This window comes from Micromonospora sp. NPDC049374 (genome assembly GCF_040677165.1).
Lineage (GTDB): Bacteria > Actinomycetota > Actinomycetes > Mycobacteriales > Micromonosporaceae > Micromonospora.
The window spans coordinates 88,067-112,282 of the sequence record NZ_JBFAQH010000013.1; the positions used below are offsets into that span (position 1 = coordinate 88,067).

Sequence of the window (24,216 nt, forward strand, 5' to 3'; positions counted from 1 at the left end):
TTGCGGCAAGGACAACTCGAGCGGCAACATCAAGACGCAGTCGGGCAATTCCTCGGCCTACGTCTGGAACAACACCACGTACACATACGAGCCGCGTGACCGGGTGGTGTCGATGAACAAGGCGCGTGACACGCCGGGCGACGAGACGTAGGTCCACGATGCCAACAACAACGCCATCGAGTAGACGATCAAGGGCACCCGCACGCTCTTCAACTACAACCGTAACCGTCTGCTGGCCGCGTCGGTGGGCCGACGGCGTCGTACAACTACGACCCGCTCGGCCGGTTAAACACGGTGACTGCCGGCGGCAAGGTGATCGAGAAGAACCTGTACGACGTCCCGGTAGTGGGTCTATCCACCGGTGATGAGCAGACGCGATGTTGCCCGCAGTGCGGGCAACGGGCGGTCCGGGTGAATCAGTTGGCCACGACCCATCCGGCAGCGGGACCTGCCGTACGGCGAGGTGACATGCTAGTTAGATGTATAAAGATCATTAGTCCGACCACATGGGAACCTGTCGAAAGCCATCCATCGATCAAGGTGGGGCAAGAGTACCGGGTTCTGTCGATCGAGGTTCCTGATGGCCGACGTGTCAGTTTCCGAGTCATTGGGGATGATTGGCGAACGCCCGCGCTTTGGGACTCGCGGATGTTCGAGGTGGCCGATGGCGACATGGCAGATGGATGGGTGGCATTCGGTGCCTCAGGTTCTCTCTCCTTTGGGCCGCCCAGGCTCTTGGCGCCGGGATTCTGGGAAAGGTATTTTGATCGTGATGCAGAGGCGGTGTTAATTTATACGGACGAAGTGAGTAGATACCGGAGTTCCGGCCGGCACGAGAGCGACCCGTTCAACTAGAGGTTGGATTCTGGGCGGTAGGGCTTAACGTGGCCCTACCGCTCTCATGTTCCCGGCTGACTCGCCTCAAATGGCCAATTGCGGTTGCAACTGGCGTACCGATCCCCGGACAGGTCAGCCAGTCCCGACCGGTGGAATGCCGTGATCTGGGCCAAGGTGAGCGAGAGGATGATTGTGAGTCTGACGGCGCTGCGGCGAATGATGCCACCCCCAATTGGGCCTGACGTGGCTGTGGACTGGGGACGGATGAGTAGGGCCTGGGGAAAGCAGTTTCCGGCCGACTACCGCCAGTTCATGGACGTGTACGGTCCGGGGACGATAGCTGAGTTCTTGGTGGTCAAGGAGCCCGAGCCCAGGGAGGTGCTTTCCGGCGCTGCAGTGGGCGGAATGGTTTGCGAGACCGCCAATGCCGAGGCGGCGTGGACGGAGTTTCGTAAGGAATCCACGCTTGCCGAGGTCAAGCCGATGCTGATCGCGTGGGCGGTGAGCGCCAGCGCGGACATTCTGTGTTGGGATTCGTCCGGTGACGATCCGGATGGATGGCCGGTTCTGGTGTGGAACCGGGATGACACGGCATGGCGCCGTTATGACTGCGGCATGGTGGAGTTCTTGCGGCGGGTATTGGAAGCGGAATTTGAGGAATGCCCGCTGAGTGGCACCAACGTCTGGGGTATTGCCACGGCGAAATACCTGACGTTCGGTGAGGAGACGCGGCTGCGGAAGGCCGGGTTTGATCCATGGACCGGCGAGCCAGATCCGTACGCCGGAATGTTTCCGATGTAACGGTGCAGGCGAGCTCTCAGTGAGGCAGTGAGGGCTGAATCGGCAACGTGCGGGGCTCCGGCCGGGTCGGCGGACTGGTGGGGTTGGGAACCAGTACGCCGGCCCGGAGCCTGCGCTGCCAGGACGGCGACCCTGAACGATGTCCTCGAATTCGATGCGGATGAAATGGGGTGACTGGTCAGGTGGTCGCTGCGGTGGTGGGTAGCTAACCTCGACGATTCACGCGTAACGCGGACGTGCTCCATCCAGGCCGCTGCGATCGAGTAACGTCGATTGCTTGGGTGGCGGGGCATGGTTGTGAGCCGATTGTCGCGGCGGCGGGCGTGGTCTCCTGGGTTCCTCCGGTCGTAGGGTCGGCGGCTGCGCGGGTCAGCCGGGTGCGGAGATCGCCGCGATCCGGGTGAACGCGGCGGTGACCTGCTCGGCCCGGGGCCAGGTCGAGGGGATGCGTACGAGCGCGATCTGGTGTCGACGGTGGTCAACGGCAAGTCCGCCACCGACGCCGGCAAGAAGACGACCACCTTCACCTACACCGACCGGGGTGAGAAGAAGAAGGAGACCAAGGGCAACGGCAACACCGTCGAGTACTCCTACTACCTCGACGGCCTGCTACGAACCCAGTTCGAGAAGAAGTCGAACGGGACGCTGGTGTCGGAGCACACCTTCACCTACGACCTGAACGGCAACCGCACGCGGGACGTCGCGAAGAAGATGAACGCCGACAACAACTCGGCGTACCTGAACACGACAAGCGACTACACCTACGACCCGCGTGACCGCCTCGCGCAACTGGCCAGGACCGGTGACGGCGCCGACACGGAAACCTACATCCACGACGCCAACAACAACGTCATCACCCAGACGATCAAGGGCGCGACGACCACCTTCAACTACGACCGCAACCGGTTGCTGACCGTTACCACAGGTGGGTCGACCTCGTCGTACGACTACGACCCGTTCGGCCGCCTAGACACGGTGACCGCCGCGGGTCAGGTGATCGAGAAGAACCTGTACGACGGATTTGACCACATCACCGAAAACCGCAAGAAGGTCGGTACCAGTACCACCGTCACGAGGTACACCTACGATCCACTGGACCGCACCGCGACGAAGACAACCGACGCCGGCGGTGCGAAGGAGAAGACCACCACCTTCAACTACCTGGGCCTGTCATCCGAGGTACTCGACGAGGAGGTGGCCGGAGAACTCACCAAGTCCTACCAGTACTCGCCGTGGGGTCAGCGGCTGTCGCAGATCACCCACAAGGACGACGGGACCGAGGAGGAGGCGTACTACGGGTACAACCCGCACACCGACGTCGAGCAGCTGACCGACGAGACAGGCAACACGAAGGCCACATACGGCTACACCGCCTACGGCAGCAACAACGACGCCGAGTTCACCGGCATCGACAAACCCGACGCCGCAGACCCGACCAAGGAGCCGTACAACGCCTACCGGTACAACGCCAAACGGTGGGACCAAGCCTCCGAGTCCTACGACATGGGCTTCCGCGACTACAGCCCCGGCCTGAACAGGTTCCTCTCCCGCGACAGCTACAACGGTGCCCTCGCGGATCTCGGCCTCGGCCCGTCTCGAAGAAGCCGGATTCCTCTTTTCGCTCGTTGCCCCAGGTGAAGACTGGCCAGGCTTGGAGGGAGTGACGCGATTGGGTGCTGAAATGAAGCAGGCAGGGTTGCTCGACCCCGTGGAATAGCGTCCTCCGTAACGTCTGGGCCGGCGTCGCTCAAGGAGATAGCCGTCACACCCTGTTAACGTGTGGCCGGCCTTCGCCTATTCGCTTCAAACGGAGTCCTTTGCTTGCCGGGTGGTGGATGTGGATCGCGTATGTACGATCTTCGCCTGTAAACTCGTGGTCCTTGCCGGCGACACAATCATTCCCAACGTCCCGGGTGCGTGTACTGCTGAGGCGAGGGAAGAAGATGAACTGGACGGATCGGATCGTTGACGTAACCGGATGGCGTCAGGAGCCCGTCGGTGGCGGCTGGGGCGATGTCGAGTCCGAGCTCGGGGTCGCACTGCCGGCCGATTACCAGGACCTCTGCCGCCGTTTCGGGTCGGGATCATTCTCGGCGTACCTGCATGTGCCGCCGCCGACCGCTGACGACGGCGCAACATCACTACGCGCGACGTGGAGGCGGTATCGACAGGACAACCGTGCGGGCGACATGATCCAGCAGTTCCTCGCACCTTACCGACTGTACGAGCCGGACCAGGGCCCGGGGCTGATTCGCTGGGCCTCGGACCAGACCGGGGCGAGTACTTCTGGCTGGCCGACCGCTCCGTCGAATCCACCGGTGGCCGGTGGTGGCCCGGAAGGACCCGCTGGCGTCGTGGCACGGGTTGGACATCTCGACCGCTGAGTTCGTCTATCGACTGATTGCGGATCCGGAGTTCAAGCCCTTCACGGTCGCTGATCCGCCGCGGCAGGCGTTCTTCCTGCCGACCGGACAGACGATCTCAAGCGCTGAGGAGTGGGAGGCTTTCACGAACCCGAACCGGAACAGCTGAACGTCAGCCGCACCCCTTGACGCAGAGGAGGGCGCGGAACATGTGTTGCCCGAAGGTTGGAGGAGGGGCTCGTGATCGCTGGGTGTGAGGAATTTCCGCTGATCGACGGTGCGCCGATGCTTCAGGACCCCCTGTTCTGGCCGACCTACTTGTCGGCCACGATGGCGCCCCACCGGGATTCGCTGGTCACCGAGGCTTTCGCGGTTGACGTAGCGGCCTGCTTTGAATACTTCGATCGGCTGACCGACCCTGACGAGTGGCCGGTGTTTCGGATCAGCCTGCGTGATGGATACGAGATCGATCTGGTCTACTGGAACGAGCCGGAAGACAACAGTACGGAGTTTGTTTTGCGTCGACCCGTTCAGAGTTCCAAGCTGGATCTGGCAAGTGTGGGAGGGCACGAGTTCCGACCGGGGATGAGTTGGCCAGAGCTCGTAGCCGCCGCCAACCTCTCCGGCGAACCGCATGGGATCGTCGAGCCGCATGCCCGGCTGTTGCTGCTGCTACCCGCCTTCGGGGACGCGGACCTGCCGGCCGACGCGAACGGGATGGTGACCGCCGCGTTGACCAGTTGCGGCGCGGGAGCGGGAGCAGGTGAACTGGCCGGGTATATGCTGCGGCAGCCGGAGAGGTGGCCTCGCTGGTGGTCCGACGCCAACGGTGCCCTGGTGTGCGATGGGCGACACAGTCGGCGCAACCCGGCGGGACCAGCTGCGCATTCACCCGCCGACCTGCTGGAGATCTCCACGGCGCTAGCCGCAAGATGATCTATTTGAGGGCGGACCTGACCGGCAAGGGTTTGCTGGCTAAGCGTTTTCAGCAGCCGGACCGTTACGCTGACGCGCCGCCGTTACCGATAGACATTCATCACGATTGTCGTCGATCGATGCACCTTGTTGTCGCCTGCGGCCGGCACTTAGCCTGAGCGCGCTCGAAGGCTCAACGGGGGAGCGAAAGATGCAGGTGGATCTCAGGGTACTCGGCCGGATGCAACTGATCGTGGAGGGCGTCACCGTCACGCCGGGATCCGTGAAGCGGCAGGCGGTCCTCGCCGCCCTGGCCCTGGCGGCGAACCGGCCGGTTTCGCTGAACCGTCTCTCCGAAGTGGCCTGGGGCGACGAGCCGCCGCCTTCCGCGGTGGCCAACCTGCGGTCGCACGCGATGAGGCTCCGTAAGGTGCTCGGTGATCGGCTGGTCGCCCGTCCCAACGCGTACGAGCTGTGCCTGGCTGATGAGGAACTGGACGTCGACCGGTTCCACCGGCTGGCCCGTGAGGGCCGGGCGGACCTGGCGGCCGGGCATCACGGCTCGGCGGTCGCCTCGCTGACCGGTGCGCTTGATCTCTGGCGGGGCCGCGCCGGTGACGGACTTCCGTCGGGTCCGGCGTTGGACGGCCACTGGGCCAGCCTGGAGGAGCAGCGCCTCCAGGTGTTCGAGGAATGGGCGCAGGCGCGCCTGGCCGTCGGCGAGCACGGCGACCTCCTCGGCGATCTGCGGCGCCACCTCGCCGCGCACCCGCTGCGCGAGCGCGCCTGGGGGCAGTTGATGCTCGCCCTCTACCGGTGTGGGGACGTGCCGGCGGCGCTCACCGCGTACCAGGCGGCACGCGCGGCGCTCGACGAACACCTCGGCATCGAGCCGGGGGAGGACCTGATAGCGCTGCACCGGTCGATGCTCGATCGGTCGCCCGATCTGGCGCACGGCGACAGCGCCCAGAGCCGGCCGGACGAGAGGTCCCGGCCCGTGACCCCGGCTGCCCTCGTACCCCGGGAACTGCCGGCGGACCTCACGACGTTCGTCGGGCGTACGCGGGAAGTGGCGGACGTGGTGGCGGCCGCGTGCGGCGGCAGGCCGGCCGCCGTGGTCGTCAGCGGGCCGGCCGGCAGCGGAAGGACGGCGGTCGGGGTCCGGGCGGCGCACGCGGTCGCCGCGGAGTTCCCGGAGGGGCAGGTCTTCGTCGACCTCGGTTCCCGGCCGTCGGTGACCTCCGGTGAGGTGCTGGGCCGGGTGCTGCGCGCCCTGGGTGTGCCGGCGGACGAGGTGCCGGAGGATGTGGACGAGCGGGCCGGCTGGTACCGGACGCGGGTCGCAGGCCGGCGGATCCTGCTGGTGCTCGACGGGGTGATCCGGGCGGAACAGGTGCGACCGCTCGTCCCCGCCGGGCCCGGTCCAGCGCTGATCGTCGTGGGGCTGCGGAAACTGTACGGCCTGGACGACGTCCCGTCGGTCGGGTTGCGGCGGCTCACCGACTCCGAGGCGCTGGCGCTGCTGGCGGCTCATGTCGGCGCCGACCGGCTCGAGGCGGCACCCGCCGCCACGGCGAAGCTGATCCGGCTCTGTGCCGGTTCGGTGCTGGCCCTGCGGATCGCCGCCGCACGGTTGGCGAGCCGTCCGGACCTGTCGGTCGGCGTCCTGGCGGAGCGGGCGGACGACGGGCGCGCTCGGCTGGACGTCCTGGCGTTCGGTGACCTGTCCGTGCGGGCGAGCCTCGCGACCCGGGTCGCCGCGGTCCGCGCCACGGACGAGGTGACCGGCCGGATCCTCGCCCTGCTCGGGGAGTCACCTGACGCGTCGGTCGCTCCCGAACAGACCGCGGCGCGGCTCGGCGTCCCTGCCGAGCGCGTCTGGCGGGCCCTGGAGGGCCTGGTCGACGCGCACCTGGTCTACCGGGACGAGCCCCTCGGCTACCGGCTGCCCGCGCTGGTAAGCGACTATGTGGCCGAGCTGGCAGCCCGGCCGGCGAGGACGGGAGCGCGGGCGAGGCCGGTCGCGGCATGAACCTCAGGTGGCGGCGCCCCGGACGATGGCGACCGCCACCCGGCACAACTCGTCCATGTCGGGCTCGAAACCGGCCGCGATGTCGGGGTGCAGGCCGGCGCGGGTCTCGTCGAGCAGCCGCTGGCAGACCTGCTCCACCGGCTCACCGGCGTAGCTGTCGCGCACCCGGTCGGCGGCCACCTGCAGGGCAGAGGTCAGCTGCTCCTCCAGCGGCCCGCGCAGCTTCTCCTGCACCGGGTCGTGGGGGTCCAGCGTGACGTGCGGCTCCGACATTGGTGCTCCCTTCGTCGGCGGCTGCGGTACCCCACCGCTGCCGTCGGTCAAACCCCGTCCGGTACGGCGGCGACGCGTACCTGGTAGGAGAATTCCTCGGCTGGCTGTTCCAGGTAGGACAGCCGGCGGATCTGCTTGTCGTCGTCGTAGAGTGCGACGTCGACAAGCACGCCGAGGTGGGCCAGCCCGATGCTGGAGATCCGCTTCTTGTCCTGCAGCACCGCACACACCCCACCCAGCAGCGTGCTGGCGTCGGAGGTGCGGTGCCCGGGCGGGCAGCGCAGGGTCAGGTCGATCTCGATCGGGCCGGACAGTGGCGTCCAGCCGGTCTCCTGCGCGGCCGCGCAGGCGGCCTGCAACAGGGCGCGTACCCTCGTCGCCTGCCGATGCCCGGCGGCGAAGATGGACAGCGCTTCGGTCTTGACCGGTGGCAGGCCGCTCACCTCGAACGTCAGGGTGAGAGCGCGGGTGTCCTGCACCACGGCGGCACCTCCTCGTTGGGGACGATCCTGCCCAACCGGTAACCGGTGAGGGGCTGTTCCCGCGAGAACCAACCGATCGGGCGGGTCGGGGTCGGCCGGTGGCGTATCGACGGCGACGGCGTACGCGCTGGCGGCGGAGCTTGTTAAACGCTAGTCCACCTGACGGTTGCCCGGTAGCACCGGCCGGTCAGTCCCGCGGCGGGAACGCGCAGAACTCGTTGCCCTCCGGGTCGGCCAGCACCCACCAGGACACCGAGTCGTCCGGCTCCCGCAGCAGGGTGGCCCCGGCCCTGATCAGCGCGGACGGCTCCGGGTCGGTCAGGTCGACGTCCCAGTGCATCCGGTTCTTGACGCTCTTGCGCTCCGGGACGGGGTCGAAGACCCAATGGTCCCAGGGAAAGCCGGCCGCGCCGGTGACCGAGGCGTGCCCCTCCTCGCTGACCTGGACCTCGCCGCCGACGACGCCGGCCCACCAGGTGGCCTGGGCGGTAGGGTCGGCGGAGTCCACCACCAGCTCGAACGGGCCCGGCCGGGAGTCGTCACCCGGGGCGAACGCGCAGAACTGGTTGCCGTCGGGGTCGGCCAGCACCCACCAGCTGATCTCCGAATCCGGCTCGCGGACCAGCCGCGCGCCGGCGTCCAGCAGCGCCGCCGGGCCCGCCTCGGCCAACCGCAGGTCCAGGTGTACGCGAGTCTTGACGGTACGCCGTTCGGGAACCTGGTTGACCCAGATCGACTCGGCGCTGACACCGGTGGGCGAGTCGATCCGGGTGTCGCCGTCACCGACGTCGACAAGTTGCGCGTCGAGAATCCGCGCCCAGAAGGTGCCCAGCGCGTGCGCATCCGCGGCGTCGAGACAAAGGTCCTTGAAGCGTGCGATCATCCGCCGATCATGCCGGCCGGCACCGACATCCGCCTCCGAAAGGCCGCCGCCTCAGTCGTGATCAGCAACATGCCAGGTGTGCCGGTGCGGGCTGGTGGCAGGGGCGCTGCTGACGCGTGACGTGGGCCACACACTTTGGTGTTTAGCGCGTGTCTGTCCGGGCAGGTTTCGCGGCTTCACGGGTCGGGCAGTGTTCCAGCCACGAAACGCAGGGGTGGGAAGCAGCAGGTCACACGCCCTGGCCGTCTCGCCGTGCGCCGGGGCACGGAGACCTCCCCGGCTGTTGGCCGAGAACGAGGGGAGGGTCATGAGCGAGCGGAGTGATCCGGTCGGCGTTCGGCGCCGGCCCCGCGTACGGATGGCGGCGACGGCCGCGGCACTGACGTTTGTGGCACCGATGGCGGCGTGCGCATCCGGCGACGACGGCGGGGTGCCCACGATCAACCTGTACTACCCGCCGGAGCAGAACCTGCAACAGGTGGTCGACCGGTGCAACACCGAGGCCGGCGGGCGGTACCGCATCGTCAACCGGGTGCTGCCACGGGAGGCAGACGAGCAGCGGGTGCAGATGGTGCGCCGGCTCGCGGCCGAGGACGACGGCATGGACGTGCTCGGTCTCGACGTGACCTGGACCCAGGAGTTCGCCAGCGCCGACTGGATCCGGGAGTGGACCGGGCAGGACCGCGCCGAGGTGGAGGAGGGCACCCTCGAAGGCCCGCTGGAGACCGCCCGGTACGAGGACAAGCTCTACGCCGCGCCGAAGAACACGAACGTCCAGTTGCTGTGGTATCGCAAGGACCTGGTGCCCGAGCCGCCGACCACCTGGGACGAAATGATCTCGACGGCGCAGCGGCTGCGGGACCAGGGCCAGCCGCATCAGGTGCTCACCATGGGCGCCCAGTACGAGGGACTCGTGGTGCTCTACAACACCCTGGTGGCCAGCGCGGGCGGCAACATCCTCAACGACGACGGCACCGAGGCCGTGGTGGACGACGGTGCCGTGCGGGCCCTGGAGGTGCTGCGCAACTTCGCCACCTCCGGGGTGACCTCGCCGTCGTTCAGCAACGCCACCGAGGATCCGGTGCGGCTGGAGTTCCAGAGCGGCAACGGCGCGTTCCAGGTGAACTGGCCGTTCGTCTATCCGGCGATGCAGGAAGCCAACCCGGAGTTGGCGGAGCAGGTCGCCTGGGCCCGGGTGCCCGGGGTCGAGGAGGGCACGCCGGGCCGGGTCACCATCGGCGGCATCAACCTGGCCGTCAGCCGGTACTCGGAGCACCCGGAGGAGTCCTTCGAGGCGGCCCGATGCTTGCGCAACGCGGAGAACCAGAAGTTCTCCGCGATCAACGACGGGGTGCCGCCGACCATCGAGAGCGTGTACGAGGACCCGGAGATGGACGAGGCGTACCCGATGAAGGAGACCATCCTCGAACAGTTGCGGGACTCGGCGGTGCGACCGCTGACCCCCGCGTACCAGAGCATCTCCACCGTGACCTCGGCGATCCTGTCGCCGCCGGCGGCGATCGACCCGCAGGCGACCGCCGATGAGCTGCGCGAGGCCGTCGCCGCCGCCCTGGAGTCGAGGGGAGTCCTGCCGTGAGCGAGCACCGCGAGCGAACCATCGTGCTCAGTGTGCCGGTGCCTCAGGCCGGGCCGGAGCGAAGCGGAGGGACGGCATGAGCGTGAATTCCACCCCGGCCGGCGCGGACGTGGTCGCCGACGGCACCGACAGCCGTAGCGGCCGGCACGTCGAGGTGCCCGCGCAGCGGGACAACCGGCGTGGCAAGGCGCCGCTGAGTGAGAACAAGCGGGCCGAGCGTCGGCTGGGCTGGCTGCTGTGCGCCCCGGCGGCGCTGGTCATGCTGGCGGTGACCGCCTATCCGATCCTGTACTCGGTGTGGCTGTCGTTGCAGCGTTACGACCTGCGGTTCCCCGCCGAGCGGGAGTTCGTCGGGTTGCAGAACTACGCCACCGTGCTGACCAACGAGTTCTGGTGGACGGCGTTCGGGGTGACCATGCTGATCACGGTGGTCACCGTGGCCGTGGAACTGGTGCTCGGCATGGGCCTCGCGTTGATCATGCATCGTACGTTGGTCGGGCGGGGGATCGTCCGGACCTCCGCGCTGATCCCGTACGGCATCGTCACGGTCGTGGCCGCCTTCTCCTGGCGGTACGCGTGGACGCCGGGCACCGGGTACCTGGCCAACCTGTTCTCCGACGGCGCGCCGCTGACCGAGCGGGCCAGCTCGCTGGCGATCATCATGCTGGCGGAGATCTGGAAGACCACGCCGTTCATGGCGCTGCTGCTGATGGCGGGCCTGGCGCTGGTGCCGGAGGACCTGCTCAAGGCCGCCTCCACCGACGGCGCGACCGCCTGGCAGCGGTTCACCAAGGTGATGCTGCCGGTGATGAAGCCGGCGATCCTGGTGGCGTTGCTGTTCCGCACCCTGGACGCGTTCCGGGTCTTCGACAACATCTACGTGCTCACGTCGGGGGCCAACGAGACCTCGTCGGTGTCGATGATCGCGTACAACAACCTGATCCGGGGCCTGAACCTCGGCATCGGCTCGACGATGTCGGTGCTGATCTTCATCACCGTGGCGATCATCGCGTTCGTCTTCGTGAAGCTGTTCGGTACCGCTGCTCCGGGCAGCGACGACGGGGAGAGGCGCTGACATGGCTGACACCACCACCCGGGCCAAGGTGCGCTGGGGCCTGCTGGACGTCGCCGTGGTCGTGTTCGCGCTGACCCCGGTGCTGTGGATCATGTCGCTGTCGTTCAAGACGCCGGCGACGCTCACCGACGGGAAGTTCATCCCCCGGGAGTGGACGCTTGAGAACTATCGGACGATCTTCGCGACCGACCAGTTCGTCCGAGCGTTGATCAACTCCATCGGCATCGCGTTGATCGCCACCACGATCGCCGTCGTGCTCGGCGCGATGGCCGCGTACGCGATCTCGCGGCTGGACTTCCCCGGCAAGCGGGTGCTGATCGGCGTCTCCCTGCTGATCGCGATGTTCCCGCAGGTGTCCCTGGTCTCGCCGCTGTTCGAGATCGAACGGCAACTGGGCATCTTCGACACCTGGCCGGGCCTGATCCTGCCGTACATCACCTTCGCGCTGCCGTTGGCGATCTACACGCTTTCGGCGTTCTTCAAGCAGATCCCGTGGGACCTGGAGAAGGCCGCGAAGATGGACGGCGCCACCCAGGGGCAGGCGTTCCGGCGGGTGATCGCGCCGCTGGCCGCGCCCGGACTGTTCACCACGGCCATCCTGGTCTTCATCTTCTGCTGGAACGACTTCCTGTTCGCCATCTCGCTGACCTCCACCGAGCGCTCGCGCACGGTGCCGGTGGCGCTGTCGTTCTTCACCGGCGCCTCGCAGTTCGAGGACCCGACCGGCGCGATCTGCGCCGCCGCCGTGGTGATCACGGTACCGATCATCCTGTTCGTTCTCTTCTTCCAGCGCCGCATCGTCTCCGGCCTGACCTCCGGCGCCGTCAAGGGATAGGTGACTACTCGTGGCTGACATCGTGCTCGACAAGGTGAGCAAGAAGTTCCCGGACGGCACCACGGCGGTGCGGGACGTCGACCTGGAGATCGCCGACGGCGAGTTCGTGATCCTGGTCGGCCCCTCCGGCTGCGGCAAGTCCACCACCCTCAACATGATCGCCGGGCTGGAGGACATCAGCTCCGGCGAGCTGCGCATCGGGGGGCAGCGGGTCAACGACAAGGCCCCCCGCGATCGGGACATCGCCATGGTGTTCCAGTCGTACGCGCTCTACCCGAACATGACGGTGCGGGAGAACATGGCGTTCCCGCTGCGGCTGGCCAAGCTCGACAAGGAAACGATCAACCAGAAGGTCGACGAGGCGGCGAAGGTCCTGGAGCTGACGCCGCTGCTGGACCGTAAGCCGGCCAACCTCTCCGGCGGGCAGCGGCAGCGGGTGGCGATGGGCCGGGCGATCGTCCGGCAGCCCAAGGCGTTCCTGATGGACGAGCCGCTGTCCAACCTGGACGCCAAGCTGCGGGTGCAGATGCGTACCGTCGTCTCCCGGTTGCAGAAGCAGCTCGGCACCACCACCGTCTACGTCACCCACGACCAGACCGAGGCGATGACCCTGGGCGACCGCGTGGTGATCATGCGGGGTGGTGCGGTGCAGCAGGTCGGTCCGCCGCAGGAGCTGTACGACCACCCGAACAACCTCTTCGTGGCCGGGTTCATCGGCTCACCGTCGATGAACTTCCTGACCGCCAAGGTCGAGGACGGCACGCTGCGTACCGCCCTGGGTGACGTGCCGATCGGCGACCGGATCCGCCGCGAGTTGGAGGGCGCCGACGCCTCTCGGGAGCTGATTCTCGGCATCCGTCCGGAACACTTCGAGGACGCCGAGCTGATCGACGAGGAGACCCGCCGTCGGGGCATGGAGTTCACCGCCCCGGTGGACATCGTCGAGTCGATGGGCTCGGACAAGTACGTCTACCTGAGCGTCGAGGGGGAGCGGGCCACCTCCGCCGAGTTGGAGGAGTTGGCCGCCGACGCGGGCGCGGCTGACTTCAGCGGTGCCGGGTCGAACCTGGTCACCCGGCTGTCGGCGGAGTCGACCGTCACCGAGGGGGAGGACCGGCGGGTCTGGTTCAACCTGGAGAAGATCCACCTGTTCGACCCGTCCGACGGCCGTAACCTCACCCTGCACGAGGGCCGCGCCGCCGGCACCCTCGCCGACTGACCTGCCGCGATGACCACTGGGTACATCTGTTGTCGTCCCGGCGACAACAGATGTACCCAGGTGCCCGGGTCAGTGGGAGTGCCGAGGCACCGCACTGCCGCTGCCACCGACGAGGAAGTCCAGGTCCGCGCCCTTGTCGGCCTGCTGGACGTGCTCGCTGTACAGCCGCACCCATCCTCGGTCGGCCACCGGTCGCGGCGGCTGCCAGGCGGAGCGGCGTCGGGCGAGTTCGACCTCGTCGACAAGTAGGTCCAGGCGGCGCGTCGGGACGTCGAGGCGGATCGGATCGCCGGTGCGTACCAGCGCGAGGGGGCCGCCCACCGACGCCTCCGGCGCCGCATGCAGGACACAGGTGCCGTACCCGGTGCCGCTCATCCGGGCGTCGGAGATCCGCACCATGTCCGTGATGCCGGCGGCGAGCAAGCGTCGTGGCATCGGCACGTTGCCCACCTCGGGGAAGCCCGGGTAGCCGCGCGGTCCGGCGTTGCGCACCACGATCACCGTGTCGGGTGTGACGTCGAGATCCGGGTCGTCGGCGGCGACGGCGTACTCCTCGATCCGGTCGAAGACGAGCGCCGGCCCGGTGTGTGTGAGCAGGTGCGCCGAGGCGGCGGAAACCTTGAGCACCGCCCCGGACGGCGCGAGTGATCCACGCAGCACGACGGTGCCCGATCCGGCGGGTTGGAAGGGCTCGGCCAGGGTGCCGATGACCTGTCGGTTCCAGCACTGGACACCGCTGATGTTGTCGGCGACGCTCTTTCCGCTGACCGTGATCTGATCCAGGTGCAGCAGCGGGGCGATCTCCGTCATCACCGCCGGCACGCCGCCCGCGTAGGCGAAGTCCTCCATCAGGTACGTGCCGGAGGGCATCAGGTTGACAAGCATCGGCACGTCGGTGGTGAGGGTGTCGAAATCCTCAAGCGACAGGGGGACACCGACGCGTCCGGCGATCGCGAGCAGATGTACGACGGCATTGGTGGAGCCACCGATCGCGGCGTTGACCCGGATGGCGTTCTCGAACGCCTGACGGGTGAGCACCGTGGACAGCCGCTGGTCCTGCTCGACCATGGCGACGATGCGGCGTCCGGCGGCGTGCGCGAGCGCGTACCGTCGTGAGTCGACCGCCGGGACCGCGGCGGCCCCGGGCAGTTGGACGCCCAACGCCTCGGTCACGCAGGCCATCGTGGAGGCGGTGCCCATGGTCATGCAGTGACCCCGGCTCCGGGACATGCAGACTTCCGCCTCCGCGCAGTCGGCCACGGTCATCCGGCCGGCCCGCAGTTCCTCCGTGAAGCGCCAGACGGCGGTGCCCGAGCCGATGTCCTGGCCGCGGAACTTGCCGTTGAGCATCGGCCCGCCGGTGATCAACAGGGTCGGCAGGTCGACGCTTGCCGCACCCATCAGCAGGCCGGGAGTGGTCTTGTCGCAGCCGGAGAGCAGGACCACGCCGTCGAGGGGGTTGGCCCTGATCAGTTCCTCCGCCTCCATCGCGAGCAGGTTGCGGTAGAGCATGGTGGTGGGGCGCATGAGGGGTTCGCCGAGGCTCATCGCGGGGAATTCCAGCGGCAGGCCGCCGCTCTCCCAGATTCCTCGCTTGACGGATTCGGCCAGTTCGCGCAGGTGGGCGTTGCACGGGGTCAGCTCCGACCAGGTGGTGGCGATGCCGATCACCGGGCGACCGTCGAAGACGTCGTCGGCGAACCCCTGGTTGCGCATCCAGGATCGATGAATGAACCCGTTGCGCCCGTCGGCACCGAACCACTGGCCGCTGCGCAGCGGTCGACTCGTCATCGACATCGGCACACCTTCCTGTCAACGGTCTGGCCGCGACGTGCGCGGCGGTCAAGGGGCAAGCTGTTGATCAGTTGGCGGCGGCGGTGACCTACCTGAGGCCTCCGACGGACAGCCCGCCGCGCCAGTGTCGTTGGAGGCTGAAGAACGCGATGATCAGTGGAACGACCGACACGAGGGAGCCCAGGATGATCAGGCTCCACAGGGAGGTGCCGCCCGCGTTGTTCGCGGAGGCGACCCCCTGCCAGAGGCCGAGGCCGACGGTGACGGGGAAGAGCCGGTTGTCGGAGAGCATGGCCAGCGGCAGGAAGTAGTTGTTCCAGGACGCGACGGCGGACAGGAGGAGGACGGTGACCACCGCGGGGCGCATCAGCGGAAGGGCGATCTGGAGAAAGGTACGTATCTCTCCCGCGCCGTCGGCCCGCGCCGCGTCCAGGATCTCGTCGGGGACCGCGTCGCGCGCGTACACGTGCATCAGGTAGACGCCGAACGGATTGAGCAGCGAGGGGAGGATCACCGCCCAGACCGTGTTCGTCAGGCCGAGCCGGGCGAACATGATGAAGGTCGGGATGACCAGGGCGGTGGCCGGCACCATCAGTGCGCCGAGCACGACGGCGAAGCTGAAGCGCCGGGCGGCGAAGCGGTACTTGGCGAACCCGTAGCCGGCCATTACCGCCAGGACGGTGGCGCCGATGCCGCCGGCGAGCGCGTACAGCGTGGAGTTCAGCAGCCACCGGAGGTAGATGCCCCCGTCGTAGGTGAACAACTGTCTGAGGTTGCCGAGATAGTCGACCTGCTCGGCGAACCAGAGGGTGTTGCCGCCGCCGAACAGGCCCGGCGCGTCCTTCGAGCTGTTGACGACGACCCACCAGAACGGTACGAGGAAGTAGATCACCAGGAAGCCGAGCAGAATCTGCAGCGGAAGGTGGCGCTGCGCTCGGCGGGGGCCTGCGCTGACGCTTGTGTGCTCGGCCATCAGAGGAAGCTCCTCCGCTTACGGGTGAAGAACAGGAAGGCGTAGACGCAGATGAAGACGACGCCGCCGAGGGCGAACGAGATCGCCGACCCGTAGTTGAAGTTGGCCAGCCCGAACGCCTGCTGGTAGGCGTACATGTTGGGCGTGAAGTCCGACCCGATCGTGCCCGCCGCGAGGTATCGCAGGATCTGCGGTTCGTTGAAGAACTGCAGGGTGCCGATGAGCGAGAAGACCAGGATCAGGATCAGGGCGGGCGCGATCAGCGGAATCTTGATCCGCCGGGCGACCTGCCATCGTCCGGCCCCGTCCATGCGGGCGGCCTCGTACAGGGTGGGGTCGATGCCCTGTAGGGCCGCGTACAGGATGATCATGTAGTAACCGGCCCACTGCCAGGTGACGATGTTGAGCAGGCCGTAGAAGATCAGGTTGCTGCTGAGGAAGTCAGGTGCGGTGGCGCCGAAGAACCCGAAGACGTCGGTGAGCGGGCCGAAGCTCCGGCTGTACAGGAAGCCCCACATCACGGCCCCGATGACCGTGGGGATCGCGTACGGCAGGAAGATCATGAGGCGGGAGAAGCGGGTGAACAGCGAGGTCACCGCGTCCAGGATGAGCGCCATGGCCAGCGCGACGCCGATCTGGACCGGAATGGCGACGAGCGCGAAGCGGATGACGAACCACGCACCGGACAGGAAGCTCGGGTCGGTGAACGCCTTCACGTAGTTGTCGAACAGGACGAAGCTGGTGCCACCGATCAGCTTCTTCTGGAACAGGCTGAGGTACAGCGCGTACCCCAGTGGGGCGATGAGGAAGGCGAGGAAGACGACCCCGAACGGCCCGACGAACAGCCACCCCGTCAGGTGCTCACGGCGGTGGATCTTGCCGCGGATCTTGCGCTTCTCATCATGAGTACGCGGTGCGCGCTTCTCGGTCAACGATGTCATCTCGGGCTCCGGGACGAGGGCCGCTGGGGGCGAGGGTGGGCCGGCCGGGGGAGGACGGCGCGGCCCACCCGGTCGGTCACTGGACGGTGAACCCTTGTTCAGTGGCGTGCTTCGTCACGTCCTCCTGGAGCCGGTCGGCAGCCTGCGAACCGGTGATGGAGCCGGCGCTCATCTCGCTGATCTGCTTGGTCATGGCATCGAAGTAGTACTGGCCGAAGGGGCTGTAGACGACGCCCTGGTAGGCGTTGGCGGCGGGGACGTACACCTCCTTGTTCGCCTGCTGGCCGTCGAAGAACGCCACCTTGAGATCGACGAACTCGGGATTGTTGAGCGCGGTCAGGTTGAGCGGGAAGATGATCTGGTTGGTCCAGCCGTCGGTGAGCGACTCCTCGTCGGCGTAGAGGCCGTAGGCTGCCTTGGCCGCGAGGTCCGGCTTCTTGGACTGGCTGGTGACCGAGAAGGCCGACCCGCCCCAGTTCACCTGGACCGGGTTGTTCGAATCCCACTGCGGCAGCGGCGCCACCGCGAACGTGCCGGTGTCCTGTCCCTGACCGACACCGGCGCCGGTCAGGTAACCGGGTGCCCAGGCGGCCGAGATGTAGGTCGCGTAGTTGCCGTTGATGACCCCCGAGATGTACTCCGGGGTGAACTGGTCCTGCGTCCCGACCAGGCCCTTGCGGACCAGGCCGCCCCAGTAGTCCAGCACGTCCTTGGATGCCGGGTCGTTGAGCCGCACCCCGATCGATTCCGGCTGGGCGGGATCGTAGGTGAACGGGGCAGCGCCCTTCTGGATCTGTAGCGCCATCATCAGCGCCGGGACGTTCGCGCCGAGGTCACCGAAGAGCGGTCCGCCGGCGTCCTTCACCTTCTGCGCGGCCTGCTCGTACTCGGCCCAGGTCTGCGGCGGGGTGATGCCGTACTTATCGAAGATGTCCTTGCGGTAGATCATCGCCAGCGGGCCGCCGTCGACCGGCACGCCGTAGACCGCGTCGCCGACCGAGACGTCCTTCCAGGCGCCGTCGCCGTAGTTGGCCCGGACCGCGCCGAGGCCGTACCCGCTGATGTCGACGAGCGCGTTCTGGATCTGGAAGGTCGGGATCCGGTCCATCTCGACCATGATCACGTCGGGTGCGCCGGTGCCCGCCGAGATGGCCGTCTGGAACTTGTCGTACTGGTCGCCGCCCTGCCCGACGTTGGTCCAGCAGACCTGCACCTCGTCGTTGGTCTTGTTGAAGTTGTCTACGACCAGTTGCATGTTGGGATACCAGGCCCACATCGTGACAACCGGCAGGTCCGGCTTGGTGATCGTGTTCGTACAGTTGCTCGCGTCGCTTCCGCCTTCGTCGGAGGAGCAGGCGACCAGGCCGCTCGCGGCGGCGAGCATCGCTACCGTGGCGAGTGTTCGTCTCGTCTTCATTGACGTGGTTCCCTTCGGCTCGCGGTGCACGAGGTTCCAAGCGTCGACATCACGGCTGGGGATCGATCCCTGGCACCCACCTCCCGTCGACTCGGCGGGGGATGGCGGTGTACTCGTCTCGCAGTTCCTCGGGGAGGATCCATTCCGGGGCGTTCTGCCACGCCAGCGGGCGCAGGAACCGTCGGATCGACGTGGCGCCCACCGAGGTGTGCACGGCATTCGTCGACGGCCAGGGCCCACCGTGGTGCTGCGCCCACGACACCCGGACACCGGTGGGATAGCCGTCGAAGACGATGCGACCCGAGCGGGCGGCGAAGACGTCCACCAACGTGCGTACGGCCTCGGTGTCATCGCCCGGTCCGCTGTGGACGGAACCGGTGAGCGACGGCGGTACGGTCGCCAGCGCGGCGTCGAGCTCGGCGACGTCGCGGTAGCGGACCACGACCATGAGCGGGCCGAAGCACTCGTCGGCGATCTCGGCGGTCAGGCCCGGCAGGTCGACCTCCAGGAGCGTCGGTGCCACCGTGAAGCCCGCGCCAGCGTCGATCCGGGGCTGCGCCGAGAGGCGAGCACCGGCCTTCTCCAACGCGATGACCCCGCTCTCGTACGCGTCCCGGATGCGCTGGTTAAGCAGGACCATTCCGCCAGCGGAGGCGACCTTCCCGCGGAGCGCTTCGACCAGTCGGTCTCCGCCCGGGTCTGCCGGAAGGAACGCCAGCCCCGGCTTGGTGCAGAGCTGACCGCCCGAGGCGGTGAAGGAGGCGAACAGCCCGTCGGCGATCTGGTTTCCCCGGCTGGCCGCCGCCTCGGGCAGGACGACGATCGGGTTCACGCTGCTCAGTTCGGCGTACAGCGGAATGGGGTCTGTGCGTTCGTCGATGGCCGCCTGGATGGCGCGGGCCGCGCCGACGGAGCCGGTCAGGGCCGCCGCCCGGATCGCCGGCTGGCGCACCAGCCAACGGCCGGCCTGCTCCCCGTACACGGCTGTGAGCACACCCTCGGGCCCACCCAGGTCGCGCACGGCCGACTCGATCGCGTCGGCGGAGGCACGCGAGGTCAGCGGATGGGACGGGTGAGCCTTCGCCACCGTGGGACAGCCGGCGGCGAGCGCCGAGGCGGTGTCGCCGCCGGCGACGGAGAAGGCGAACGGGAAGTTGCTGGCGCCGAAGACGGCCACCGGCCCGAGGGGTACGAGCATCCGCCGTAGGTCCGGGCCGGGCCCGAGTGGCGTGTCGGCGGCGTGATCGATGGCCGCCTCCAGGTACCCACCGTCGCGCAGCACATCCGCGAACATCCGGAACTGGATCGCCGCCCGGGTCAGTTCCGAGTCGAGTCGCGCCTGACCCAACCCGGTCTCCGCCTCCGCGGCCGCGACCAGGTCCCCGCGACGGGACTCCAGGGAGGTGGCGACCGCTTCCAGCAGTTGCGCCCGGCCGAGCCTGCCCAGGCCGAACAGCCACTGTGCCGCCCGGGACGCCTGACCTGCGATCGTCGCCACGCCAGGCTCGTCCGTCTCGGTGAGATCGGTCGGGTGATGTCGGCCGTCGCGCGGATCGGTGGTGGTGACGTTCACAGCAGTTCTCTCCTCGCCAGATTGCTCATGAGATCGCGGACGCCGAACCGCCAGGGTTCGCACTGCTCGGCGTGCCGCACCCGGTTGACCAGGGTGCCGAGCGCCGGGCAACTGATCCGCACCACGTCGTCGACCTTGTGGGTGAAGCCCTCACCGGGGCGTTCGCGGTCCTGGGTGGGGGCGAACATGGTGCCGAGCATCAGCACAGCGCCGTCGGGATACTGGTGATGGGGGCCGATCAACTGCCGCACCAGCGCCGCCGGGTCGCGTGACATCCGAGCCATTTCCGAGGTTGCCGCCAGGCGGAAGTCGTCCACCCCGTGGACCTGGAGAGCCACCTCGAGTTCGCGTACCCGACTGAGCGGAAACCGCTCGTCGAACAGCCGGATCAACGGACCGAGGGCGCACGAGGCGTTGTTGTCCTTCGCCAGGGGGAGCAGGAGCGCCGAGCGACCCTCGACATCCCGCAGGTTGACGTCATTGCCCAGGGTGGCGCCGACGATCCGGCCGCTGGACTGGACGATCAGTGCGACCTCGGGTTCCGGGTTGTTCCAGGTGGACGCGGCGAGCACGCCGACCGGGACGGCGGTGCCGACGGCGGAGAGGGGCTGACCCTTGGTGAATATCTCGGCGTCCGGCCCGATCCCCACCTCCAGGTACTGACTCCAGATGCCCTCCGCGATCAGTGCGGTCTTGAGCCGTTCCGCCGCTGCCGAGCCGGGGACCAGGCTGTGCAGGTCGGCCTCGATGTCGGCGAGCATCCGGCGACGGATGTCCGCCGCGCGAGTCAGGTCTCCCCGGGCCCGTTCCTCGATGACCCGTTCGATCATCGAGACGGGAAAGGTCACGCCAGCGGCCTTGAGCGCTTGCAGGTCGACCGGTGCGAGCAGCCAGGGCCGGCTTCGGTCACGGTTGGTGGCGCCGGTGTTGGCCAGTAGCTCGTCGAAGCCGCCGACCCGCGGCCCGTCCAACCCGGCCACCGTCCTGGCGGGGTCCGGCAGCTCGCAGATGTCCCGGACGGTCGGGAACCGGTGGCTGACGTCGATGACCTCGCCGTCGCGGACGGTCACGGGTGAGGGGCCGTCGACGGACGGGTCCCAGATCCGGCCGATGAGGACGCTGTGGTCGACGTCGTCCGGCAACGCCTCAGCGGCACTTCCGAACCAGGGCTCCTTGCGCATCGTCGCTCCCCTGCAACAGGTCAGAGTCGCCGAGCCGAAATCTGCAACGATCGTAGCGTTATATGCAACGGTGTCAACAGTCGGTTGCAGTTGGAGCGGACTACATTGCATATGATGCAACCGGCGGCCGTCGGGGTCGCCGCGCAGAGGGAGACATCGCCTTGTCGCAATCGATTCGCCGTGCGGTCGACCTGATCCGTCGCGCCGCGGAGCATCCGCTGTCACTCACCGAGGCGGCGGAGGTCCTGGGGGTCCACAAGTCCACCGCCCTGCGGATCCTCCAGACGCTCGAATCGGCGCGCTTCGTCCGCCGCACCGGCGCCGGGACGTACGTGCTCGGCAGCGGCATCATCGAACTGTCGGAACTCGCCCTGGGCTCGATGGACCTGCGCCAGTTCGCAGCCGCGCCGCTGCGTGCGCTCCAGCGCGAGACCGGCCACACCGTGCACCTGGCACAGTTGACCGGCGACGAGATCATCTACATCGACAAGGTCGACAGTCCGGCCTTCGACGCCGTCAAGCTGCCGTCGCGGATCGGGCGCGCGGTCTCGATCTATGCGAGCGCCGTCGGCAAGATCATTCTGGCGTACCTGCCCACGGAGGAACGCGACCGACTCCTCTCCCACGTCGTCTTCGAACGATTCACCCCCACCACGTACGCCGACCGCGAGTCGCTCGAAGCCGAACTCGTCCGCATCCGGGAACAGGGCTGGGCCGTCGACAACGGCGAACACGACACGTACGTCATGTGCGTGGCGGCGCCGATCAGGGACTCGCGCGGGCAGGTCATCGCCGCCGCCTCGATGACCGCGATCGAGGTCATCGCGAGCCTCGACAAGCTGAAGGACAGCCTTCCCCTGCTGCTCGACACAGCGACCCAGATCTCCGGCGAACTCGGCCACACCCCCGACATCGACTGAGCCCAGGCGGCGGAGCCCGCCCCGGGCGCGCGTCGGGGGAGTGCGCGGACCCGGGGCGGGCCGCCTATCTGGACCGGACCGGCACCCAGTCGGTGAACCGCCGGTGCAGGTCGACAGGCGGCCCGCCGCCGTTCAGCCCGGCGAGCTGCTCGGCGGCCTCCTCGCGCACCGTCACGAGATAGACCATCAGGCCCGGCATGTTGTCCCGGTACTCGGCGAGCAGGCGCAGCTTCGCCGAGGAACAGGGCCAGGCGATCCCGCAGGCCCGGCAGCGCCAGGTGGGACGGGACGGCACATGCTCATCCGGCCCGGTGCTCATCCGCGTGTCCGCGCGGCGCGGGAGCGGGACGGGGGCCGCCGCGCGGCGTACGGGACCGGTGCCAGGTACACCTGACGCATCCCCTGTGGCATCACGAACAACTGCCGCTTCTCCGTGGCGTCGCCGTGCCGGTCGAGCTGATAACAGTCGACCCAGGTCCAGCCGTACGGCGGGTGCCGGTCTGGCAGCTCGCGGATCACCCGAACCAGGATCGGGCTGGCGAACTGTGGGGAAGCTGCCCGGTCCAGGAGGTACACGCCGGGCGAGACCCGAGGCGTGCCGTCCTCCCGCATCACCGGACATGGCGACGGCCGAGCCGGGCGGGCCGACGGGACGCGGGTACGGCGGTGGTGGGCTTCGGCACGGGCACGGCGGGCCTCCTCAGTCGACACGGAGTGTGGGAGGGCCGCCCGAGAGTGCTCGCCCGTCGGGCGGCCCCGTGCTGGTCCCGCCGACGGGCCGTGCCACGCCCGCGGTTCCGCTGGTGACACTCTGGTATGGAGGCCGTTACTCTCGGAAGGTGCTTTCGCCGTCCGGGCTGAGCTGGCGAAACGGCCGCTGACTCCGTGGCGACGTGGGTAGTTGACCTTCAGTGTGGGGAGCCCTGAATGCCTGACATGCCAAACCCCGTGGCGGCCTTCATCGTGGGCGAGATCCGACGGGCGCGGGGCGCGGCCGGCATGACGCAGGAGGCATTTGGTCGGAGCGCCGGCTTCAGTGCCTCCCACGTCAGCGCCGTTGAAGGCGGCACCCGGGCATTGACCTTGGACTTCGCCCGAGGCGCCGACCGCGCGCTGAGCACCGGTGGCCTTTTCGAGCGACTGGCGATGAAGCTCGGCACACCGTCCTGGTTCCTGCCATGGCTCGACGCCGAGCGCGGTGCGACGCAGCTCCGCTACTTCGAGCCCAACCTGATCCCGGGCCTGTTGCAGGTGGAGCACTACGCCCGTGCGGTACTGCGGACCGTGGACAGCCTGACCGATGACGAGGTCGAGCAGCGCGTCAAGGCGCGTCTGGACAGACAGGCGATCCTGACCGGCGCACGCCCGCCGCAGTTCGTCGCCGTGCTGGACGAGGCCGCGCTTCGCCGTACCGGCGACGGCTTGGGCGGGATCATGGCCCAGCAAGTCGCCCACTTGATCGCAATGGCCGAGCTTCCGCACGTTCACGTTCACGTCATCCCCCTTGGCGGCGGCCTGCACGTCGGACTATCTGGACCGTTCGCGCTGGCACGGTTTGGTGAGGGTGTCTGGGTCGCCCACCTTGAGAACCAGCTCGGCGGGGATGTCGTTGACAAGGATGATGAGGTGGCTACGCTTCAAGCGAGGTGGGAGAGCGTGCGGAACGAGGCGCTACCACGCCGGCAGTCCATCGAACTGTTGAAGGAAGTTGAGAGCCATCATGGACCTCAGTAACGCCCGGTGGCGCAAGAGCACCCGCAGCGGTGCGAGCGGCGGCAACTGCGTTGAGGTTGCCGACAATCTTCCCGGCGTCGTCGGTGTCCGCGACTCGAAGGACCCGACCGGCCCGGCGCTGACCTTCGCCCCGTCCGCGTGGCGCGCGTTCGTCGCCCCGCTCACCGATCGGGCCTGACCCAGACACGCGGGGGTGTCAGTCCCTTCGCGGGGCGGGCGCTTTGCGCTGGCAGCGCGACACGCCGACATGGCACGGCGCTGTGAGCAACCGTTGGGAACACACACGGCCTCGTGCCGGTAGGTGCGTCGCTCGCCGGTGACGCCCGCCGGGCCGCCTACAACTACGGGGATGTTGCTGCCTCGCGGTGGCT

24 protein-coding genes are annotated in these 24,216 nt (G+C 68.0%); 12 read left to right on the plus strand and 12 right to left on the minus strand.

All coding sequences use genetic code 11. The annotated features are described in order from the left end of the window. Positions 1-57: 57 nt before the first annotated feature. Positions 58-198 (minus strand): hypothetical protein, encoded by a 141-nt coding sequence (locus AB0J93_RS21395; RefSeq protein WP_363924070.1) that lies wholly within the window; start codon positions 196-198, stop codon positions 58-60. A 798-nt stretch (positions 199-996) separates the two neighbouring features. Here AB0J93_RS21395 and AB0J93_RS21400 point away from each other — a divergent pair. The 5 genes from AB0J93_RS21400 to AB0J93_RS21420 all read left to right on the plus strand — a co-directional run bounded on the left by AB0J93_RS21400 (position 997) and on the right by AB0J93_RS21420 (position 6,948). Next, a complete protein-coding gene (locus AB0J93_RS21400; RefSeq protein WP_363924071.1) occupies positions 997-1,638 on the plus strand; it encodes a hypothetical protein in 642 nt (213 codons plus the stop codon). A gap of 465 nt (positions 1,639-2,103) precedes the next feature. Then, complete coding sequence (locus tag AB0J93_RS21405; protein ID WP_363924072.1) at positions 2,104-3,276, plus strand: hypothetical protein; 1,173 nt, start codon at positions 2,104-2,106, stop codon at positions 3,274-3,276. Positions 3,277-3,966: 690 nt separating this feature from the next. Beyond that, on the plus strand, positions 3,967-4,170 hold the full coding sequence (locus tag AB0J93_RS21410; RefSeq protein ID WP_363924073.1) for a hypothetical protein: 204 nt from the start codon (positions 3,967-3,969) through the stop codon (positions 4,168-4,170). A gap of 71 nt (positions 4,171-4,241) precedes the next feature. Then, on the plus strand, positions 4,242-4,937 hold the full coding sequence (locus AB0J93_RS21415) for a hypothetical protein (protein ID WP_363924074.1): 696 nt from the start codon (positions 4,242-4,244) through the stop codon (positions 4,935-4,937). Between the two features lie 190 nt (positions 4,938-5,127). Then, the gene (locus tag AB0J93_RS21420) at positions 5,128-6,948 is read left to right on the plus strand and encodes an AfsR/SARP family transcriptional regulator (protein WP_363924075.1); all 1,821 of its coding nucleotides are present in this window, start codon (positions 5,128-5,130) and stop codon (positions 6,946-6,948) included. A gap of 3 nt (positions 6,949-6,951) precedes the next feature. On the opposite strand, the gene AB0J93_RS21425 is transcribed toward AB0J93_RS21420, so the two are convergent. The 3 genes from AB0J93_RS21425 to AB0J93_RS21435 all read right to left on the minus strand — a co-directional run bounded on the left by AB0J93_RS21425 (position 6,952) and on the right by AB0J93_RS21435 (position 8,586). Continuing rightward, positions 6,952-7,221, minus strand: a complete 270-nt coding sequence (locus AB0J93_RS21425) for a hypothetical protein (RefSeq protein WP_332907863.1) — start codon at positions 7,219-7,221, stop codon at positions 6,952-6,954. Positions 7,222-7,268: 47 nt separating this feature from the next. Further along, on the minus strand, positions 7,269-7,700 hold the full coding sequence (locus AB0J93_RS21430; protein WP_363924183.1) for a hypothetical protein: 432 nt from the start codon (positions 7,698-7,700) through the stop codon (positions 7,269-7,271). Between the two features lie 190 nt (positions 7,701-7,890). Continuing rightward, positions 7,891-8,586, minus strand: a complete 696-nt coding sequence (locus AB0J93_RS21435; protein ID WP_363924076.1) for a VOC family protein — start codon at positions 8,584-8,586, stop codon at positions 7,891-7,893. A gap of 307 nt (positions 8,587-8,893) precedes the next feature. Between AB0J93_RS21435 and AB0J93_RS21440 the strand changes: the two genes are divergently transcribed. The 4 genes from AB0J93_RS21440 (at position 8,894) to ugpC (ending at position 13,312) form a co-directional block, all read left to right on the plus strand. Next, positions 8,894-10,183: an ABC transporter substrate-binding protein gene (locus AB0J93_RS21440; protein WP_363924077.1), complete on the plus strand. Its 1,290-nt coding sequence runs from the start codon at positions 8,894-8,896 to the stop codon at positions 10,181-10,183. Between the two features lie 76 nt (positions 10,184-10,259). Beyond that, the gene (locus AB0J93_RS21445; RefSeq protein WP_363924078.1) at positions 10,260-11,258 is read left to right on the plus strand and encodes a sugar ABC transporter permease; all 999 of its coding nucleotides are present in this window, start codon (positions 10,260-10,262) and stop codon (positions 11,256-11,258) included. A 1-nt stretch (position 11,259) separates the two neighbouring features. Next, positions 11,260-12,093, plus strand: a complete 834-nt coding sequence (locus AB0J93_RS21450; protein ID WP_357582498.1) for a carbohydrate ABC transporter permease — start codon at positions 11,260-11,262, stop codon at positions 12,091-12,093. 10 nt (positions 12,094-12,103) lie between these two features. Then, on the plus strand, positions 12,104-13,312 hold the full coding sequence (gene ugpC, locus AB0J93_RS21455; RefSeq protein WP_363924079.1) for a sn-glycerol-3-phosphate ABC transporter ATP-binding protein UgpC: 1,209 nt from the start codon (positions 12,104-12,106) through the stop codon (positions 13,310-13,312). A 69-nt stretch (positions 13,313-13,381) separates the two neighbouring features. On the opposite strand, the gene AB0J93_RS21460 is transcribed toward ugpC, so the two are convergent. The 6 genes from AB0J93_RS21460 to AB0J93_RS21485 form a co-directional block, all read right to left on the minus strand. Then, on the minus strand, positions 13,382-15,109 hold the full coding sequence (locus AB0J93_RS21460) for an IlvD/Edd family dehydratase (protein WP_363924080.1): 1,728 nt from the start codon (positions 15,107-15,109) through the stop codon (positions 13,382-13,384). A gap of 85 nt (positions 15,110-15,194) precedes the next feature. Then, complete coding sequence (locus AB0J93_RS21465) at positions 15,195-16,079, minus strand: carbohydrate ABC transporter permease (protein WP_363924081.1); 885 nt, start codon at positions 16,077-16,079, stop codon at positions 15,195-15,197. After that, complete coding sequence (locus AB0J93_RS21470; protein ID WP_363924082.1) at positions 16,079-17,020, minus strand: sugar ABC transporter permease; 942 nt, start codon at positions 17,018-17,020, stop codon at positions 16,079-16,081. The genes AB0J93_RS21465 and AB0J93_RS21470 overlap by 1 nt, the downstream gene beginning before the upstream one ends. 76 nt (positions 17,021-17,096) lie before the next feature. Further along, positions 17,097-18,437, minus strand: a complete 1,341-nt coding sequence (locus AB0J93_RS21475; RefSeq protein WP_363924083.1) for an extracellular solute-binding protein — start codon at positions 18,435-18,437, stop codon at positions 17,097-17,099. Positions 18,438-18,486: 49 nt separating this feature from the next. Next, on the minus strand, positions 18,487-20,010 hold the full coding sequence (locus AB0J93_RS21480) for an aldehyde dehydrogenase (NADP(+)) (RefSeq protein WP_363924084.1): 1,524 nt from the start codon (positions 20,008-20,010) through the stop codon (positions 18,487-18,489). Continuing rightward, positions 20,007-21,191, minus strand: a complete 1,185-nt coding sequence (locus AB0J93_RS21485) for a fumarylacetoacetate hydrolase family protein (RefSeq protein ID WP_363924085.1) — start codon at positions 21,189-21,191, stop codon at positions 20,007-20,009. Before AB0J93_RS21485 ends, AB0J93_RS21480 begins: the two co-directional genes overlap by 4 nt. Before the next feature lie 161 nt (positions 21,192-21,352). Between AB0J93_RS21485 and AB0J93_RS21490 the strand changes: the two genes are divergently transcribed. Further along, a complete protein-coding gene (locus tag AB0J93_RS21490; RefSeq protein ID WP_363924086.1) occupies positions 21,353-22,111 on the plus strand; it encodes an IclR family transcriptional regulator in 759 nt (252 codons plus the stop codon). Positions 22,112-22,175: 64 nt separating this feature from the next. Here AB0J93_RS21490 and AB0J93_RS21495 read toward each other — a convergent pair whose 3' ends face one another. Together AB0J93_RS21495 and AB0J93_RS21500 are read right to left on the minus strand one after the other, a co-directional pair. Next, positions 22,176-22,430, minus strand: coding sequence for a flavin reductase (locus tag AB0J93_RS21495; RefSeq protein ID WP_363924087.1), 255 nt, complete (start codon positions 22,428-22,430; stop codon positions 22,176-22,178). Further along, the gene (locus tag AB0J93_RS21500) at positions 22,427-22,723 is read right to left on the minus strand and encodes a hypothetical protein (RefSeq protein ID WP_363924088.1); all 297 of its coding nucleotides are present in this window, start codon (positions 22,721-22,723) and stop codon (positions 22,427-22,429) included. Before AB0J93_RS21500 ends, AB0J93_RS21495 begins: the two co-directional genes overlap by 4 nt. A 315-nt stretch (positions 22,724-23,038) precedes the next feature. On the opposite strand from AB0J93_RS21500, the gene AB0J93_RS21505 reads away from it, so the two are divergent. Together AB0J93_RS21505 and AB0J93_RS21510 are read left to right on the plus strand one after the other, a co-directional pair. After that, positions 23,039-23,845, plus strand: coding sequence for a helix-turn-helix transcriptional regulator (locus AB0J93_RS21505; protein ID WP_363924089.1), 807 nt, complete (start codon positions 23,039-23,041; stop codon positions 23,843-23,845). Beyond that, positions 23,832-24,023, plus strand: coding sequence for a DUF397 domain-containing protein (locus AB0J93_RS21510; RefSeq protein WP_363924090.1), 192 nt, complete (start codon positions 23,832-23,834; stop codon positions 24,021-24,023). The genes AB0J93_RS21505 and AB0J93_RS21510 overlap by 14 nt, the downstream gene beginning before the upstream one ends. Positions 24,024-24,216 lie beyond the last annotated feature (193 nt).